Raw genomic sequence first — 14639 nt, forward strand, 5'->3', positions numbered from 1 at the left:
CCCGCCGATACCACTCCGTCGCGGTACCGCCTTGGGCGGCGCCGCGAGCGCGTCCCTGCGTGTTGGTCATCAGTGCATGCCTCCGCGCCGCCTTGTCCACCCTTCGGGGGACGAGGATTAATGGTCTTCCTTGCTACGGTTGAGTGAGTTGAACGGTCGCCATAGACGGCCGCTACCTATAACAACTTGATGAGCAAGGCTGTTTTCATGTCAGTGCAGGATCGCCCTTTTCATTTAACGGTGTCTCGGTTCGCCGCGGAGGCCAAGGACATCGCGTTGCTTGAGTTGCGAGATCCGGAGGGGCACTCCTTGCCGGTTTTCTCGCCGGGTGCTCACCTGGAATTGGTATTGGAGGATGGCCTGCTACGGCATTACTCGTTACTCAATTGCAGTACCGAGAGAGACCGTTACGTAGTGGCGGTCCACCTGGCGCCGCGAAGCCGAGGGGGTTCCTCATTCATTCACTCCCGGGTGCGACAGGGCGACGTGATCACCGCGCATGGCCCGCGTAATAACTTTCCATTGGACGAAGAGGCGCCTGGCTACTTGTTCGTCGCCGGTGGCATTGGCGTGACACCCATCCTGTCAATGGTCCGTTGGTGTGAGCGTCAAGGTAAGCATTGGCGGCTTCTGTATGCCTGCCGAAACCGTCAACGAGCGGCATTCTATGAAACGCTCGCTGAGATGGGCGGAGATCGCGTTCAGTTCCATTTTCAAGATGAGCAGGAGGGACGGTTGCCGGACGTGAATGCTTTTATCAAGCAGCTGCCCGATGGGCATCATCTCTACTGCTGTGGGCCTGACCCCATGATGCGCGCGGTGCGTGATCATGCCGAAGCGCTCGACATCGACAGGGTGCACTTTGAATGGTTTGAAGCGCCGGCGGCGCAAGCCGGACGGGATGAGCCCCAGGGCGACGCCAGTGGCTTTGACGTGAGGTTGATGGAGCGTGATATGACGATCCACGTGCCGCCGGATCTAAGCATTCTGGAGGCACTTGAACAACAAGGCATTGATATGCCCTACGCATGCCGCGCGGGGATCTGCCGGACCTGTGAAGTGGAGGTGTGTGGCGGGGAACCCGACCATCGCGATTTCATCCTTGATGATCAGGAGAGGGGAAGCGGAAAAACCATACTGGTGTGTGTATCAAGATCAAATACCGACACGCTCGACCTTAAGATTTAGAAAAGAACAAATTAAAAAGGAGGTAACGCCATGACTCGACCGGTACGGAACATTATTGCCAGTTCGAGAAGAGCCGCCACGGCGATGGCGGATAATAGTACGCCGTTCATCTACAACGAATGGTATGTGGCCGCCTTCGGCGAAGAGTTGGGACGAGCATTACTGGCGCGCCGTATTCTGGGCCGAAGGGTGGTGCTTTATCGCACGGAAGCGGGTCACCCGGTGGCGTTGGAGGATCGCTGCCCGCACCGCTCCTTTCCGCTCTCCGAGAGTAGCCTGGAAGGCGACACCATCGTATGTGGGTATCACGGTTTTCGTTATAACGCCGAGGGGGATCTGGTCGAGGTGCCCTCGCAAAATGCCTGTCCAAAAGGCATCGGCGTGCATGCTTATCCATTGGTGGAACGCGGCCCCTTGGTCTGGATCTGGATGGGCGACCCGGATCGGCTGGATGAGAGTCGTATCCCGCATCAAGAATGGTTCGACAGTGGCGACTGGGAATATTCCACCGGTTATCTGTACCACCGTGGCAACTACGTAAGCATGCATGAAAACCTGATGGATCTGACTCATCTTTCCTATCTGCACGCGGATACCATAGGTACGCCGGACTATGCGGGCGCGCCTTACGATATGGACCTTACCGAGGGTAATTACAAACTGCACCGTAGAGTGGTGCCGACCCGATTGTCGCCCGTATGGGGTAAAAGTACGGGACTGGATGGTCTGGATAGCGCCGCCAGGCTGATTACTTCGGAATTCGTATCACCAGCACTGCATCGGGTGAGTGGTACCTTTTATGATTCCGCTCTGCCTGATGGCGAGCGGCCGGAGTACCGTATTTGCACGGCGCATATCCTTACCCCGGAAACCGCGCATACCATGCACTATTTTCTGGTGCATGGTCGGGATTTCGCCACCGAAGATGAACACATCACCAAGTTTATGCATGAGCAGCTGTTCGCCGCCTTTGAAGAGGACGTGGTGGGTCTTGGGAAACTGGAAGGTGTACTCCAGGAGCGTGATGACAGCACCTTCGAGATATCGGTGGCCAGCGATGCTCCCGCCATTGCGACACGTACCTATCTCAAGAAGCGTGCCGAGCAGGATGCGGGGCCCGCGTTCGGTGTGAACGCATAGATTTATTCTCCTTTCTCTTTCAATGAATGCCGTTACATGAAACGGCATTTTTAATATTCATAATATTAACATGTTAATAAAACCAAGAAGGGATAATGCAATGAGTATATCAAGAATTGGCTGTTTCATTATTGGTGGCACCGTTGCCATCAGTGCCGGTAACGCAACGGCGATTACCTTCAAAGTGCAGGATACCGAAGTGGGTATCAGCGGCTACGCACGCATGAATATGACTTATGATATTGATCAGGACCTGGGAGACGCCAACGCGGTAGGCTTTGATCTGGATACCGAAGGTGACGGCACCGGTCCGGATTGGGATATGAGCGCGGCGCAAAGCCGGATCGGCTTTTCCACCGCGACACCCTTGCAGCGCGGTACCTTGAAGACCTTCATCGAGGGCGATTTTCTGGCGTCCGGAAACTTCCGCCTGCGTCATGCCTATGGCAGCTGGAATGGTATCCTGGCGGGCCAGACCTGGGCCAATTCCTCGCTGTTTCTGGGACGTACACCGACCCTGGATTTTCCCAGCCTGGTCGGTTATCCGGGTCATGTGAACGAGGCCCGCCAGGCTCAGGTGCGTTATACCCGCGGCGGCCTCTCCCTGGCGGTGGAAGATCCCACCAGCGACGTCCATGGCGCTGGTTCCGGCGGACGGTTGCTGTTGGACCAGAACAACACCGATACCATGCCCGACCTGACCGCCCGCTACGAGAACACGTCGTCACGGTTCCAGTACGGTGGCAGTCTGGTATTGCGCCGCCTCACCGTGGACGACGGCACTAACTCCGACTCCACTTTCGCCTACGGTCTGGCCGGTGCCTGGCGTGTGACGATTACCGACCGCACCTCCATCCAGGGCGGTGTCAACTACGGTGATGGCCTCGGTGCCTATCTGTATCGCTCCGGCGCCCCCGGCGCGTACCTGGATGGGCTGGGTGACGTGAACAGTATCGCCGGTTACGGGGGCGCCGTTGGCCTGAGCCATCAGTTGACGCCGGAGGTGGCATTCAACGCGAGCCATGGTTTCGCCAAGGTGGACTACGACGATGCTCGGGACGATCTTGGCGCCGCCACCGTGGCGGACATGGACGAGTATCGCTCCACCACCTTCATCAACGTACTTTGGACGCCAGTGCCGCGGATAATGTTCGGCGCCGAACTGGGCGTGGTCTCCATCGAAAAGGTCGATGGTGACGACGCCACCGCGAATCGCCTGATGCTGGCGGCCCAATACTCCTTTTAACCCGAGGCGGGGTGGCGGGTGGCCCGGTCCCGGCCCCCGCTTTTTTTACTTCGATCGCCCGGCTAGCGGCGCGCCGCACCGGTTGCATGGATTGGCAATCAGATTGCACGAATCCTCAATTCGGCGGCCACCAGCTGCTGCTAGGCTTGATGGAGCTCCCCCTGCCGGGCAGAACGCAACAGAAAAAGGATGATGAGATGTCGACTAAACAACCGGATCCCGGCCCTCTCCATGAAGACATGTGGATCGATGGCACTTGGTGCCGCGCCGCAGGAGACCAGCGCTTCGCGGTGTTCAACCCGGCCACCGGTGAACCCATCGCGAATGTCAGCCGGGGTGGATCGGAGGATGTGGACCGGGCCGTGCGGGCCGCCCGTGCTGCCCTGGGAAAGGCGGACTGGCGGGGTCTGACGCCCTATCAGCGTGAACGTCTGCTCCATCGCCTGGCGGATCTGGTGGAGGCCGATGGCGAGCGCCTGGCGGCGCTGGAATCCCTCAACCAGGGCAAGTTGCTGAAGTGGTCCCGGGCCATTGAGGTGGGTGGTGGCGTGCAATGGCTGCGGTACATGGCCGGTTGGGCCACGCGCATCCAGGGCAGTACCTTCGACCTGTCGGTGCCTGCTCCGGCGGGCGTGCGGTTCCGGGGGACGACCCTCCGCGAGCCGGTGGGCGTGGTTGGCGCCATCGTACCCTGGAATTTTCCGCTCGCCATGGCGATCTGGAAAATCGCACCGGCATTGGCCTGCGGCTGCACGGTAGTGCTTAAGCCGGCGGAGGAGACACCACTGACCGCCCTGCGGCTCGCTCACCTTGCCCGCGAGGCGGGAATTCCCGACGGCGTGCTGAATGTGGTCACCGGGGACGGCGCCACCGGCGCGGCTCTGGTCCGGCATCCCGACGTGGATAAGATCACCTTTACCGGTTCCACCGAGGTAGGTCGGGAAATCGGAGCGCAATGCGGGCGGGACATTCGCCGCGTGGCGTTGGAGCTCGGTGGTAAAAGCCCGGTGGTGATCATGGAGGATATGGACGTGAACGCCGCCGTGGAGGCCGCCGCCGGCGCGATTTTCTTTAACCATGGACAGGTGTGCACGGCCGGTTCCCGGCTGTATGTAGCCCGTTCTCTGTACCAGCCAGTGGTGGAGGGCCTGGCGGCGCTCGCCGAGGGCCTGTCGCTGGGCGCGGGCCTGGACGACAGCGCCGATATGGGTCCGATGGTGTCCGCGGGCCACCGTGACCGGGTCCGCGAACTGATCGACACAGGCCGCGAGGAAGGCGGCGAGGTACTGGCCGGCGGGGAGCGTTATGACGGGAAAGGCTACTATGTGCGCCCGACGGTTGTGGCCAACCCGCACAACAAGCCGTTGACCCTGGTGGAAAAGGAGGTATTCGGCCCGGTGGTGGTGGCCATGCCGTTCGAGGACCTCGACCAGGCCATCGACCAGGCCAACGATTCGATCTACGGACTGGGCGCGAGCATCTGGACGCGGCGCCTGGATTACGCGCAGCGAGCCGTGGAAGGCTTTCGCGCCGGCACCGTATGGGTCAATGCCCACAATCTGGTGGATCCGGCCATGCCGTTCGGCGGTGTCAAGAGCTCGGGGATAGGGCGCGAACACGGCGAAGCCGCCATTGAGGCCTACACCGAACTGAAAAGCGTATGCATGGGCTTTTGAGCCGATTTGGAGGATGCAATCAATGTCCAAAGATGAGTATGACGCCGGGCTGGCGGTCCGCTATCGGATGTTCGGCCGCTCGGTGACCGATGAGCAGATTCAGGCGGCGGGCATGATCACACGGCCGATTCAGGACCTGGTCACCGAGCAGTGCTTCGGTGGTACCTGGAGCCGGCCGGGCCTGGATCTGAAAACGCGCAGTTTGCTGACGGTAGCGATTCTGATCGCCATGGGGCGCAGCCATGAATTGAAAATTCATCTTAAGGGCGCGGTCGCCAATGGCGCCGACGCCACGGAAATTCGCGAGTTGATTCGCCACGCGGCGATATATTGCGGCCTGCCGCCGGCGGCGGAAGCCGCCTACGTCAGCGAAGCGGTGCTGGCCGAGCTGGGCGTGGAGATGGAGGAGCCGAGCCATGACTGAATCAATCACGGTGGCCTTTATCGGCCTGGGCAATATGGGTGCTCCGATGGTGGCGAACTTGGCGCGGGCCGGCTTCGATTTGAAGCTTTTTGACGTGGATGGCGAACGTGCTCGCCGACTGGCCGAGGAACATGGTGCCGCCGTGGCCGAGGGTTGGGCGAACCTGGCTGATGGCGCGCGGGTAGTGATCACGATGTTGCCTACCGGCGCCCTGGTTCGGGAGGTTCTGCTGGACACCGACGGCGGCTTGGCGCGGCATCTGGCGCCGGGCACCCGGGTGGTGGACATGAGTTCCTCGGAACCTTTGGGTACCCGCGCGCTGGGTGAACAACTGGCGCACGCCGGCGTCGCGCTCGTCGATGCACCGGTGTCGGGCGGCGTGCCCGGCGCGCAAGCCGGCACCCTGTCGATCATGGCGGGCGGCGATGACAACGATATCGAGGCGGTAATGCCCGTGTTCGAGGCACTTGGCCAGCGGGTTTTCCGGGTTGGCCCGCGGGGCGCCGGGCACGCCTGCAAGGCGCTGAATAATTACGTGGCGGCGGCCGCCTACACCGCCACCGCCGAGGCGCTGGCCATCGGCACGGCCACCGGGCTGGACGACGCCACCCTGGTCGACGTGATCAATCACTCCACCGGTCGCAGCTTCAACAGCGAAGTGGTATTCGCCAAGCAAGTGGTGCCTGGTACCTACCAAACCGGCTTCGCCTTGGGGCTACTGGCCAAGGATGTGGGGATCGCCGCGGACCTGGGCCGGGCACTGGGCGTTGACGCGCCGGTGAGCACCTGTGTACAGACGCGTTGGCGTCAGGCGGTGGAGAGCCTTGGCGCCGACTGTGATCAGTCCCGGGCACTGATGGCCTGGCACGAAGAATAGGCGTACGCGCTTTCCTTTTTCCGATAATAAGAATGCTTAGGAGAACAACATGAAACCCTTCATCAAACCGCTTCTTATCTTGATGCTTTGTCTGGCCGGTACCCTGAGTAGGGCGAGTGAAACCCTGTTCGTCTCCCAATGGCTGCCAAAGAGTCACCCTCTCTACCAGGTCATGGAGCAATGGCAACGGGATGTCTCCGCGGCCACCGAGGGCGAGCTGTCGTTCAACGTGCTGCCTCAGGCCGTGGCCGCGCCGGCCGATCATTACAACGCGATTCGCGACGGCCTGGCCGACATTTCCATCGCGGTGCTGGGCTACACGCCGGGCCGCTTTCCGCTCACCAAGCTGGTGGAAATGCCGTTCATGACGCACACCGCCGAATCCAACTCGGTGGCGTTCTACCGCCTGGCGGCGCGCACGCCGGCGATGATGAAGGAGTTTCGGGACGTCAAGGTGCTGGCGCTGTTTACCCACGGTCCCGGCGTGGTGTTCAACACCCGCAAGCCGGTGCGCACGGTGGCTGACCTGAAGGGCCTGAAGTTCCGCGTTGGCGGTGGCGTGGTCAATCAGGTGGCTCAGGCGCTCGGCGCCAACGCCTCGCTAAAGCCCGCCACCGAGTCCTATGAGCTGCTCGCCAATGGTGTCATGGACGGGGTCTGGTTGCCCTTCGAGTCCCTGTACACCTATAACCTGCAGGGCCTGATCAAGCACGCCACCAGCTTCCCCGGCGGTCTCTATACCTCCACCTTCATCATCATGATGAACAAGAGTCGCTGGCGGGAGCTCAACGAGGCGCAACAGCAAGCGGTGCAGGAGCTCTCTGGTGAAACCTACTCCCGGGAGCTTGGTCAGGCTTTTGATCGCATGGACCGCGATGCACGGATCAAGGCGGAGAAAGCGGGGATCAAGATTATCGACGCCCCGGAGCCGCTGGTGAAGTCGGTGCGCGACGGCGTCAAGCCATTGTTGGACGAATGGAAGGAGGTGGCCGTCGATAAGGGCATTGAGGACCCGGACGCGGTGATTGAACGCTATCGCGAGGACATCGCGCAATGAAGCGATTGCGTCATCTGGTCGGTCAGCTGAATCGTCTGCTGTTGATGATTGGCGGGCTGGCGCTGTTCGCGCTGATGGTGCTGACCTTCGCGGACGTGACGGGGCGCAAGTTTTTTCATGCTATCCCCGGCGCTCTGGAGGTCAGCGAAATGCTGATGGTTTTGGTGCTGTTCTCCGGTCTCCCGGTGGTGTCCTGGCGAGGGGAACATGTTGGTCTGGACGTGATGAATCACTTCTACCGCGGCCGGCTGGATCGAATCAGCCGGTTTTTCGCCGACATCGTCTGCACGGCGGCGCTCGGCTTCCTAGGCGTGGCCTGCGCCGGCATGGCCGCGCGCACCTTGCAGGATGGGGACGTGAGCACGCACCTCCGGCTGCCGATCGGCTGGTTCATCTCCTTGATGGCGGTAATGCTGCTTATCGCGGCGCTGGTGTCGCTAATCCGTGGTGTATTGTCGCTTCTGGATGCCGCGCCGGGCCCTGGCGAGGAGGCCTCATGACCGCTTCCTTGCTGGGCTTTCTGGCGGTGTTCGCGATGATGGCGCTGCGTGTGCCCATCGCGATGGCCATGGGGGTGGTGGGCTTCGCCGGCCTGGCGCTGCTGAGAAACTGGGATGTATCGGTGGTCAGCACCTTGCTGGTGATCAAGAGCACGGGCTTTTCCTACACATTGTCGGTGATCCCGTTGTTCCTGTTGATGGGCAACATCGCTGCTCGCGCTGGCATGGCCACCGAATTGTTCGAGCTGGCGCGGGCGTTTCTAGGCCACCGTCGTGGTGGCATCGCCATGGCGACGGTGGGCGCAAGCGGTGGGTTTGGCGCGATTTGCGGTTCGTCAATCGCCACTACCGCCACCATCACCAAGGTGGCTTATCCGGAGATGCGCCGGCTGGACTATTCGCCGGCGCTGATCGCTGGCACCGTGGCGGCCGGCGGTACTCTGGGAATTTTGATTCCTCCATCCACGCTGTTGATCATCTACGGCATCCTGACCGAAACCAATATTGGCAAGTTGTTCGCCGCCGGCTTTCTGCCCGGTTTGCTCACGGTTTTCTGCCTGTGCCTGATGGTGGGCTGGCGGTGCCGTCGTGATCCGTCGGCGGCGCCGACTTCCGAGCGCTATGACTGGCGGCGTCGCTGGCGAGCCTTCGGCAAGGTGTGGGGCGTGGTGGCGCTCTTCGTACTGGTGATCGGTGGCATCTACGGGGGGCTGTTCACCGCTACCGAGGGGGCCGGCTTTGGCGCTTTCGGTACCCTGGTGCTGGCCTTGGCCCGGCGTCGCATTGGCTGGTCCGGGGTGAGTGGCGCGGTGGCGGACGCCACGCGCACAACCGCCATGCTGTTCGCGATCCTAATGGGCGCGCTGATATTCGGTAATTTCATCAATTTTACCGGCATGCCCGGCCAGTTGCAGAGCTTTGTTTCCGGTTTGGCTGTCAGTCCCACGGTGGTGGTCCTGGCCATCTGCGCGATCTATATCCTGCTGGGCAGCGTGATGGAGGAACTCTCCATGGTGATGCTGACCGTGCCCTTGTTCTTTCCGGTGATCGTTGGCCTGGGTCTGGATCCGTACTGGTTTGGCATCGTTATCGTGATGGTGGTGATGATCGGCATGATCAGTCCACCGGTGGGCATGAACCTGTTCGTGCTGAGTTCACTGGTGCCGGAATTGCCGGTATCCACCGTCTACCGGGGGGTGCTGCCGTTCATGGGCGCGCTGGTACTGGCCCTGCTGCTGGTGATTCTGTTTCCGGACATCGCCACTTTCCTGCCTCAATGGACAAAATGATAAGGAGTCTCCGTGTCTGAAAAAGCTGTATCCGAATCCAGCCGTATCGGCTTTGTCGGTTTGGGCGTGATGGGTGCGCCCATGGCCGCGGCACTGTCCCGGGCCGGTTTTCCGCTGGCGCTCTACGACGCCGATCCGAAGCGCGCGCCGTCGCTGTCCTTACAGGGCGCCCTGTGTTGCGACAGTCCCGCCGAGCTGGCGAGCGCCAGCGACATCGTGGTCACCATGTTGCCCAACGGCGGCGTGGTCAGCGAGGTGGTGACCATGGATCAGGGGTTGCTGGAGGGCCTGCGCCCCGGCAGCTTGCTGCTGGATACTTCCTCATCGGAACCCTGGCTGACTCAGCAAACCGCCGCCATCCTGACCGACGCCGGAGTCCGCATGGTGGATGCTCCGGTCTCCGGCGCGGAGTGGGGCGCCAAGGCGGCCGAACTGGTGTTCATGGTGGGCGGCGGTGACGCCGACGTGGCTCGCGTGCGGCCTTTGCTTGATGCCATGGGACGTCGTACTTTTCATCTCGGCGCGCTCGGTTGCGGCCATATCATGAAGTGCATCAACAACCTGATCACGGCGATGAATCTCACCGCCACCGCCGAGGGCCTGGTGATCGGAAAGCGATACGGGCTTGATCCGGCGGTCATGACTGATGTACTTAATGAAGCTACCGGGATGTCCTGGATCACCCGGACCCATATTCAGCAGCGGGTGGTGTCGCGTACTTTTGACGACCCTTTTAAACTGGCACTGATGTTCAAAGATGTAGGCATTGCCCTGAACATGGCCCGTGACAGCGGCGTCGAACTGCCGGCCGCTTCCCTGAACCATAAGCTCTGGCAGCGGGCCTGCGACGCCAACGAGGCCGGCGCCAGCGTCAGTCGTTTCGTGGCTTGGCTGGAGACCATGACCGACACGCCGCTGACGTCGGAACGCGACGATGACGCCCGCCCGGCTCGCTGAGGAGTCGGGCGCCACCGATCCCAGGACAGAATAATAAAATGCAATTGGAGGTCGGCAATGAACGAACTGACCGCACAGGTGAGTGTGGATGGACTGGACAGCTGGCGACGCACCATGCAGTCGCACTTCCTGCGGCTTGATTACGAGTCACCTAGGCCGCGGGAATTCCGAGCCCGGGGCGTGATCGGTCGTTTCGCCAATAGCGCGGTGGCTCGGTTGGACACCAATGCCAACCGGGTGGTGCGTCGGCCTCAGTACGTTAAGGATGCGCCGGCCGCCTATTACAAGATCTTCTGGCAGATGCGGGGGGTCAGCCGTATCCAGCAGGCCTATCGCAGCTCCACGCTGAAGGCGGGAATGTGGTCGGTCTACGACACCACCCGGGAATACAGCATTGAATCCACCGACGGCTCCAGTTTCATGGTGCTGATGGTGCCGCAACTGGAATGCGACGGCTGGATGAGCAGTGTCGACGCGGTTTGCGGCCGTGCCCTGGATGGCCGTGGCGCTCCCAATATCGTGTTGTCCTCGCTCACCGGCTTGCTGTGCGACGGCGGCCTGCAACCCTCGGCGCAGGGCGCCTTGCAGGACGCCACGGTAAAGCTGATTGAAAGCGCCCTGGATGGCGAGGCCGCTGGTGCCGGCAACAATCACAAGCCGGCGGTGGGTTCGCGTTTTCAGGAAGTGAAAGCCTTCATTATCCATCACCTGGCGGATCCACGGCTCAGCCCGGATACCGTTGCGGCGACGTTCTCCATGTCGCGACGCAGTCTTTATAACCTCTTCCTGCTGGGGCAAAGCACGCCCAGCGCCTTCATCCATCAGGAACGCATGAACCGCGCCCGGGTGCTGTTGCGCGATCCCGATCGCCGCGATCAACCAGTCTCGTCGATCGCGGTGGAGTGTGGTTTCTCGGACCCGGCGCATTTCAGCCGCGCGTTTCGCGCCCGTTTTGGTCTGCCCCCGGGCGGCTGGCGGGACCAGTTCGCCAAACTTCAAGCTCCATAGGAATCCGTATGCATAAATTTATGGTGTTGTACCCGAGGCCTGACGATGAAGCGCATTTCCGGCGCTATTACGCGGACAAGCATCTGCCGCTGGCCAGCACATTACCGGGCCTTAAACGCTACGAATGCGTCTACCCCGAAGCCATGGGGCCCCATCCGTCGCCGCATTTCTGCATTTTCGAGGGCTGGTTTGAATCCGAGCGGGCAATGCGGGATGCGCTGGATAGCGAAGTGGGCCGGGCGCTTGCCGAGGACGTATCCAATTACTCCCCCAAGGGCGCGCTATTGTTGTCCGCGCCGGTGGAGCCCGCGTCCGCCTAAGCCAACGACCATGAGGGGCATCGCCCTTCGGGAGGCTTCATGACCACGGTGACCAGAATATCGGAGTCCGCGGGCGGTGACCCGCTTTCCACCCTGGCGGCGTCCATGGGCAGTGATAATTTCAGCCAGGTATTCATGGACCGGCTTGGTCATTGGGTGCTATCGCAGCATTTCAGTCTGATGCGCATGGACCAGCCGCTGCCGAGCATGCTGATGGCCGGAAGTTGTTACCATGATCGCAATCTGGTGTGGCGTTGCTGGCGGGACTACAGCCACTTCGGCTATCAGAATCACGATCCCATCCTTACTTCCGTGCAGCGTGCCGGGCTGCGAGCCAACCGATTCTATATCGGTCGGGCTTGTGCCCGGGACATTCGTTTCCGCCCCTATCGGCAAGGCATTTATGAGAATACCGGGATCGAGGAAAAGCTTTCCGGCCTGCATAGGATCGATGGAGGTGCCACGGTCCTGTTCAATCTCTACCGCCACGGCAGCGAAGGGCCATTTTCCGACCGGGAGCTGACTGCCTTCGAGGCGCTCTGCCCGGCGCTGATGAAGATTCTGCAGGGCCACCTGGCGCTGCGGGAGGCCCGCGACGTGCTGCGGGGCGACGACCGTGAGAAGCTGCGCGCCCGCTTTCCCGAGCTCACAGGCCAGGAGCTTAATGTCTGTGTGCTGATCGCCCAGGGCATGACCTACGCGGGGGTCGCCGCCACCCTTGGAATCAAGGAATCCACGGTAAAGACCCTGCGTAATCGTGCCTTCGCCCGCATGGGTATCAATTTTCGCAATCAGATCCACGGCTTTCTACGGTGAGTCCGTCGTGCCGAGACCGGGCCGGCGAACGCCGCCACTCCGGCGGCTTCCACAGGTGCTTGAGGCGCTGGCCCGGCGGGCCGCGCCGGGCCATGTCGCGGAACATATCCCGGTACTCGTGGCACCAGTTGACGATCAGGCTGCGGCTGTACACCGGCCGGGTGATGCCGTACTCCACCGGCTGGTCGTCCCGCTCCTCGGTGAAGGTGCCGAACAGGCGGTCAAAGACGATGAAGACGCCGCCGTAGTTGCGGTCGATGTAGTCCGGGTTGCGGCCGTGGTGCACGCGGTGATGGCTGGGGGTGTTGAACAGCCACTCGACCCACGGATGCAGCCGGCCCACCAGGGTGGTGTGAATGAAGAACTGGTAGACCAGGGACAGGGCGTAGCAGACGCCGATCCATACCGGGTTGAAGCCGATCAGCGCCAGCGGCACGTAGACCAGCCAGCCGCCGTTGAAAATGTTGGTGGCGTTCTGGCGCATGGCGGTGGAGAAGTTCATGCGCTCGGAGGAGTGGTGGGTGACGTGGGCGGCCCACAGCCAGCGCACCCGGTGGGAGCCCCGATGGAACCAGTAGAAGCAGAAATCGGTGAGCACCCAGAGCAGGGCGGCGGTGGCCCAGTTCAGGGGGATGTCGAACAGCCGGTGATGGTAGGCCAGGGCGAACACCGGGAAGGAGATGATCCCGGCGAACAGCAATTCCGTGGTCTGGTAGCCGGCGCCGAGCAGGAAGTTGCGCAGCGACTCCCGGGCGTCGACGCGCACCGGATCATGGCGGATGCGCAGGTATTCCCACAGGAACACGCCAATGAACACCGGCGTGGCCACCACGAAGATCATCTGCCGCTCATCCAGCGCCAGCCACGGCGAGAGCGCCTGCCACAGGGCGTCCAGGCCGCTGTCGCGCCACACGTCCTGGAACATCTCGATCAGGGTCATAACCGGTGCCTCCGTATTGAGCGCCCATTATTGAGCCTCCATTGTGGGTCGCCCCGGCCTGGCTGTATTGACGGAAGACGCCGTATTTTTGACAATTCATGCCATCGTCGTCGGTTTCACCGTGAGGAGGCACGCGCCATGGCCACGCCCATGCGGGTCACCGGAGCCTGGGTTCAGCTGCTCAGTGACTGGCTGGACCAGGAGAACCTGCCGGCGCCGGAATTGCGCGCCCTTCTCGACAGCCGCGGGCCGGCGGACATCGTGGCGCTGCCGCTCTGGCGCGAGCTGCTGGAGCGGGCGGTGTCGCTGCGGCCCGGATCGCCGGCGCCGGGGCTGGCCATCGGCGCCCTGGTGCAGCCCCGCCATGTGGGCGTGCTCGGCTACCTGACCCTGACCTGCCAGACCCTGGGCGAGGTGATGCTGGCCTACCAGCGTTACGAGAGCCTGTTCTATGGGCGGGATCTGGTGGAAGTACGCGCCGAGCCGGAGCACATGATCCTGCGCTGGCCGGCGGCGGTGTCCATCGGCGAACTGGCGGACAGCGTTTCCATCGCCGCCATGGTGACCTTCATGCGGCGCCTGCTGGAACAGCGGCTGGCGCCGGCCCGGGTGAGTTTCGTGTTCCCGGCGCCGGACGTGGAGACGCGCCGGGCCCATGAGGCTTTCTTCGGCTGCCCGGTGGACTTCGGCGCGTCCCACACCAGCGTGAGTTTCCCGCTGTCGTTCCTGGGCCTGAGCCTGCCACGCAACGACGCCGGATCCCGGGCCCTGCTGGATCGCCAGGCCCGGGCCCTGCTGCGGGCGCTGCCGGAGTCCGACGGTTTCGACCGCGCCCTGCAGCGGACCCTGGTGGCGCTGCTGCCGGAGGGGCAGGTGAGCCTGGAGCGGGTGGCGGCGCGCCTGCATGTCTCGCCGCGCACGCTGCAACGCCGGCTGGCGCGGCGGCGGCTCACCGGCGGACCCTGCTGGAGCGCACCCGGGAGCAGCTGGCCGGGCACTATCTGGCCGATCCGTCCCTGACCCTGGGGGAGATCGCGCTGCTGCTGGGCTACTCCGAGCACAGCGCTTTCAGCCGGGCCTACCGCCAGTGGACCGGGCATACGCCGGCGCGGGCCCGGCGCTCCGTTCAGGGGCGGTGATTGGCGGCGGTTATCGCGACTGAAGTCGCTCCTACATACCGACCTTGTAGGAGCGACTTCAG

At 62.3% G+C, this 14639-nt stretch carries 16 protein-coding genes; 15 read left to right on the forward strand and 1 reads right to left on the reverse strand.

Annotated elements, in window-relative coordinates; all coding sequences use genetic code 11:
- The first annotated feature begins 207 nt into the window (after positions 1 to 207).
- The 13 genes from HMJ39_RS04270 (at position 208) to HMJ39_RS04330 (ending at position 12498) form a co-directional block, all read left to right on the forward strand.
- The gene (locus tag HMJ39_RS04270) at positions 208 to 1188 is read left to right on the forward strand and encodes a PDR/VanB family oxidoreductase (RefSeq protein ID WP_194296408.1); all 981 of its coding nucleotides are present in this window, start codon (positions 208 to 210) and stop codon (positions 1186 to 1188) included.
- A 30-nt stretch (positions 1189 to 1218) separates the two neighbouring features.
- Positions 1219 to 2328 carry an aromatic ring-hydroxylating dioxygenase subunit alpha gene (locus HMJ39_RS04275; protein ID WP_194296409.1) on the forward strand — a complete coding sequence of 370 codons (1110 nt, stop codon included), beginning with the start codon at positions 1219 to 1221 and terminating at the stop codon, positions 2326 to 2328.
- 100 nt (positions 2329 to 2428) lie between these two features.
- A complete protein-coding gene (locus tag HMJ39_RS04280; RefSeq protein WP_194296410.1) occupies positions 2429 to 3574 on the forward strand; it encodes a DcaP family trimeric outer membrane transporter in 1146 nt (381 codons plus the stop codon).
- A 197-nt stretch (positions 3575 to 3771) separates the two neighbouring features.
- Positions 3772 to 5250, forward strand: coding sequence for an aldehyde dehydrogenase family protein (locus HMJ39_RS04285; RefSeq protein ID WP_194296411.1), 1479 nt, complete (start codon positions 3772 to 3774; stop codon positions 5248 to 5250).
- Between the two features lie 22 nt (positions 5251 to 5272).
- Complete coding sequence (locus HMJ39_RS04290) at positions 5273 to 5674, forward strand: carboxymuconolactone decarboxylase family protein (protein ID WP_194296412.1); 402 nt, start codon at positions 5273 to 5275, stop codon at positions 5672 to 5674.
- Complete coding sequence (locus tag HMJ39_RS04295) at positions 5667 to 6551, forward strand: NAD(P)-dependent oxidoreductase (protein ID WP_194296413.1); 885 nt, start codon at positions 5667 to 5669, stop codon at positions 6549 to 6551. Before HMJ39_RS04290 ends, HMJ39_RS04295 begins: the two co-directional genes overlap by 8 nt.
- A 49-nt stretch (positions 6552 to 6600) precedes the next feature.
- Positions 6601 to 7608, forward strand: a complete 1008-nt coding sequence (locus HMJ39_RS04300) for a TRAP transporter substrate-binding protein (protein WP_194296414.1) — start codon at positions 6601 to 6603, stop codon at positions 7606 to 7608.
- The gene (locus HMJ39_RS04305) at positions 7605 to 8108 is read left to right on the forward strand and encodes a TRAP transporter small permease (RefSeq protein ID WP_194296415.1); all 504 of its coding nucleotides are present in this window, start codon (positions 7605 to 7607) and stop codon (positions 8106 to 8108) included. The genes HMJ39_RS04300 and HMJ39_RS04305 overlap by 4 nt, the downstream gene beginning before the upstream one ends.
- Positions 8105 to 9397, forward strand: a complete 1293-nt coding sequence (locus tag HMJ39_RS04310) for a TRAP transporter large permease (RefSeq protein WP_194296416.1) — start codon at positions 8105 to 8107, stop codon at positions 9395 to 9397. Before HMJ39_RS04305 ends, HMJ39_RS04310 begins: the two co-directional genes overlap by 4 nt.
- Positions 9398 to 9409: 12 nt before the next feature.
- Positions 9410 to 10354: an NAD(P)-dependent oxidoreductase gene (locus HMJ39_RS19140; protein ID WP_256245026.1), complete on the forward strand. Its 945-nt coding sequence runs from the start codon at positions 9410 to 9412 to the stop codon at positions 10352 to 10354.
- Positions 10355 to 10411: 57 nt separating this feature from the next.
- The gene (locus HMJ39_RS04320) at positions 10412 to 11362 is read left to right on the forward strand and encodes a helix-turn-helix domain-containing protein (protein ID WP_194296417.1); all 951 of its coding nucleotides are present in this window, start codon (positions 10412 to 10414) and stop codon (positions 11360 to 11362) included.
- A gap of 8 nt (positions 11363 to 11370) precedes the next feature.
- Positions 11371 to 11682: an EthD family reductase gene (locus HMJ39_RS04325; RefSeq protein ID WP_194296418.1), complete on the forward strand. Its 312-nt coding sequence runs from the start codon at positions 11371 to 11373 to the stop codon at positions 11680 to 11682.
- 39 nt (positions 11683 to 11721) lie between these two features.
- Entirely contained in the window at positions 11722 to 12498 is a 777-nt protein-coding gene (locus HMJ39_RS04330) for a helix-turn-helix transcriptional regulator (protein ID WP_194296419.1), read from the forward strand.
- Here the strand turns inward: HMJ39_RS04330 and HMJ39_RS04335 are convergent.
- On the reverse strand, positions 12461 to 13438 hold the full coding sequence (locus tag HMJ39_RS04335) for a sterol desaturase family protein (RefSeq protein WP_194296420.1): 978 nt from the start codon (positions 13436 to 13438) through the stop codon (positions 12461 to 12463). The genes HMJ39_RS04330 and HMJ39_RS04335 overlap by 38 nt on opposite strands.
- Positions 13439 to 13576: 138 nt before the next feature.
- Here HMJ39_RS04335 and HMJ39_RS04340 point away from each other — a divergent pair, with 138 nt between their 5' ends.
- A complete protein-coding gene (locus HMJ39_RS04340) occupies positions 13577 to 14458 on the forward strand; it encodes an AraC family transcriptional regulator ligand-binding domain-containing protein (protein ID WP_228462143.1) in 882 nt (293 codons plus the stop codon).
- Positions 14455 to 14577 carry a helix-turn-helix domain-containing protein gene (locus HMJ39_RS18825; protein WP_256245032.1) on the forward strand — a complete coding sequence of 41 codons (123 nt, stop codon included), beginning with the start codon at positions 14455 to 14457 and terminating at the stop codon, positions 14575 to 14577. Before HMJ39_RS04340 ends, HMJ39_RS18825 begins: the two co-directional genes overlap by 4 nt.
- Positions 14578 to 14639: the final 62 nt, after the last annotated feature.

Source organism: Alloalcanivorax profundimaris, assembly GCF_015265435.1.
Lineage (GTDB): Bacteria > Pseudomonadota > Gammaproteobacteria > Pseudomonadales > Alcanivoracaceae > Alloalcanivorax > Alloalcanivorax profundimaris.

Bases quoted from the DNA above. Each gene is read 5' to 3' on its own strand.
- HMJ39_RS04270 (WP_194296408.1), top strand. From the start codon at position 208: ATGTCAGTGCAGGATCGCCCTTTTCATTTAACGGTGTCTCGGTTCGCC.
- HMJ39_RS04275 (WP_194296409.1), top strand. From the start codon at position 1,219: ATGACTCGACCGGTACGGAACATTATTGCCAGTTCGAGAAGAGCCGCC.
- HMJ39_RS04280 (WP_194296410.1), top strand. From the start codon at position 2,429: ATGAGTATATCAAGAATTGGCTGTTTCATTATTGGTGGCACCGTTGCC.
- HMJ39_RS04285 (WP_194296411.1), top strand. From the start codon at position 3,772: ATGTCGACTAAACAACCGGATCCCGGCCCTCTCCATGAAGACATGTGG.
- HMJ39_RS04290 (WP_194296412.1), top strand. From the start codon at position 5,273: ATGTCCAAAGATGAGTATGACGCCGGGCTGGCGGTCCGCTATCGGATG.
- HMJ39_RS04295 (WP_194296413.1), top strand. From the start codon at position 5,667: ATGACTGAATCAATCACGGTGGCCTTTATCGGCCTGGGCAATATGGGT.
- HMJ39_RS04300 (WP_194296414.1), top strand. From the start codon at position 6,601: ATGAAACCCTTCATCAAACCGCTTCTTATCTTGATGCTTTGTCTGGCC.
- HMJ39_RS04305 (WP_194296415.1), top strand. From the start codon at position 7,605: ATGAAGCGATTGCGTCATCTGGTCGGTCAGCTGAATCGTCTGCTGTTG.
- HMJ39_RS04310 (WP_194296416.1), top strand. From the start codon at position 8,105: ATGACCGCTTCCTTGCTGGGCTTTCTGGCGGTGTTCGCGATGATGGCG.
- HMJ39_RS04320 (WP_194296417.1), top strand. From the start codon at position 10,412: ATGAACGAACTGACCGCACAGGTGAGTGTGGATGGACTGGACAGCTGG.
- HMJ39_RS04325 (WP_194296418.1), top strand. From the start codon at position 11,371: ATGCATAAATTTATGGTGTTGTACCCGAGGCCTGACGATGAAGCGCAT.
- HMJ39_RS04330 (WP_194296419.1), top strand. From the start codon at position 11,722: ATGACCACGGTGACCAGAATATCGGAGTCCGCGGGCGGTGACCCGCTT.
- HMJ39_RS04335 (WP_194296420.1), bottom strand. From the start codon at position 13,438: ATGACCCTGATCGAGATGTTCCAGGACGTGTGGCGCGACAGCGGCCTG.
- HMJ39_RS04340 (WP_228462143.1), top strand. From the start codon at position 13,577: ATGGCCACGCCCATGCGGGTCACCGGAGCCTGGGTTCAGCTGCTCAGT.